This window comes from Pueribacillus sp. YX66 (assembly GCF_041725775.1).
In the GTDB taxonomy this organism is placed as follows: domain Bacteria; phylum Bacillota; class Bacilli; order Bacillales; family UBA6769; genus Pueribacillus.
The window spans coordinates 1-2,053 of record NZ_JBEUEL010000069.1; the positions used below are offsets into that span (position 1 = coordinate 1).

The 2,053-nt window shown below is 33.1% G+C and carries 2 protein-coding genes; both read left to right on the forward strand.

Annotated features, from left to right (window positions below):
- Positions 1-1,254 (forward strand): DDE-type integrase/transposase/recombinase (locus ABU914_RS15290; protein WP_379670555.1); only part of this gene is annotated, 1,254 nt, incomplete at its 5' end.
- Positions 1,251-2,009: an IS21-like element helper ATPase IstB gene (gene istB / locus ABU914_RS15295; RefSeq protein WP_379670556.1), complete on the forward strand. Its 759-nt coding sequence runs from the start codon at positions 1,251-1,253 to the stop codon at positions 2,007-2,009. The genes ABU914_RS15290 and istB, both read left to right, overlap by 4 nt.
- The last annotated feature ends 44 nt before the right edge of the window (positions 2,010-2,053 follow it).

Sequence of the window (2,053 nt, forward strand, 5' to 3'; positions counted from 1 at the left end):
GAATATAACATCCCTAAAGATATTATTAAGAAACGTGATTATGAGGCTATTCCTGATCCAGAGATGGGAAAACAAGTACAAGTTGATTTTGGTGAAACACGTCAAAAAACACCTGAAAATAAAACTGTGAAGTTGTATTTCATCGCTTTTGTATTATCGAATTCACGTTATAAATATACTGAGTTTCTTGACCGACCATTCACTACTCGAGATGTAATACGTGCACACGAAAATGCTTTTCGTTGGTTTGAGGGAATCCCTCGTGAAATTGTATATGATCAAGATTCACTTATTGTAGTAAGTGAAAATGGTGGAAATTTAATTTTAACAAAAGAGTTTGAGCAATATCGTCAAGAACGAAAGTTTAAATTACATGTTTGTCGCAAAGCGGACCCTGAAAGTAAAGGAAGAATTGAGAATGTAATCGGTTATATCAAATATAACTTTGCAGCTCATCGAATATTTACAAGTATTGATCGCTGGAATGAAGACGCAATAAAATGGCTAAATCGGACGGGGAATTATAAGATACACAATACGACCAAGAAAAGACCGGTCGAAGTGTTTCAAGAAGAAAAGAAACATCTAAGACCGATCATCAAAGATTTAACTAACCAATATTCAATACCTGTCTCTAGTATAACAAGAAGAGTAAGACAGGACAACACTATTATATACAAATCAAATCGTTATTCAGTACCTCTCGGTACATATAACAAACAAAAAGACGTTTATATTTCTACAAAAGATGAGTACTTATATATTTATGCTTCTGAAAATGGTTTATTAATCGCAAAACATAAAATCAGTAATGGAAAAGGGAAATTAATTCAGGACAGACAACATACCCGAGACCGTTCGAAAGGAATCGATAGATTATTAGAAACCGTGGCTCGCTATTTTGATGATTATGAATTAGCCAAGTCATACTTAGCAGAAATTCGAACCAAATACTCAAGGTATGTTCGGGATCAATTCCAAATGATATTAAGAATCGTAAAAAGTACCGAACAGCAAGCAATTATTGAACAAGCATTAACAGCATGTTTTCAAAAGAAGCTTTTTAGTGCAACAGATTTTGTCGATATGGTTAAGTATATTGAACGGCAACGACAAGTTTACGTTACAAAAAGTGTTAAACAGCGTAAAGTGCCGATAAAACCTTTAGATGTTCAAAATGAATCGATTTACTATATATCAACACCACAAAGGGATATCGATGAATACTTAACTGTATTGGAGGCTGACAAATGAGTGATTTAAGTATAGCTCAGGAACGTTTAAAATCATTGCGTATGTCGGAAGCATCTCAATATTTACCCACACTAGTTAAAGAGGCCGAAATGCATGATAAATCTTATTTAGTGTTTTTAAATAGTATTTTAGAATATGAGCAAAAACGAAGAGAAGAAAAACTACTTGAAAGAAGATTAAAGTGGGCTGCTTTTCCAAGTCACAAAACTCTAGATGAATTCAATTTGGATGAACAGCAATCATTAAGTAGAAAACAACTAAATCAATTAAAAGAATTAACTTGGATTGAGCAACTTTACAATATAATTTTTCTAGGTCCACCTGGAGTGGGTAAAACTCATTTGGCTATAGGTTTAGGACTAGAAGCAATTCATCAAGGATATAAAGTAATGTTTATATCAATGGGTGATTTAGTCCACACACTAAAAACCGAAGAAATTTCTAGAAAATCAAAGACACGAATGAAGAGGATACGAGATGCAAATTTGTTAATCATTGATGATTTAATGTTTATGGCGATGGATCAACATGAGGCAAATCTATTTTTCCATCTAATTAACGATTTGTACAATAAATCTTCAATTATACTAACCTCCAATAAGGCCCCCAAAGATTGGGGTGAATTATTGGGGGACCCTGCGATAACAACAGCTATATTGGATAGAATCATCCATCGAGCTGAGATTATTCACTTAAATGGTGATAGTTATCGAATGAAACATAGAACTTCTATTTTTGAATCATCAAAAGCGTAAAAAATAATTTATCAAAAACTGTAACATTTTACTTGACGCTCACA

Bases quoted from the DNA above. Each gene is read 5' to 3' on its own strand.
- istB (WP_379670556.1), top strand. From the start codon at position 1,251: ATGAGTGATTTAAGTATAGCTCAGGAACGTTTAAAATCATTGCGTATG.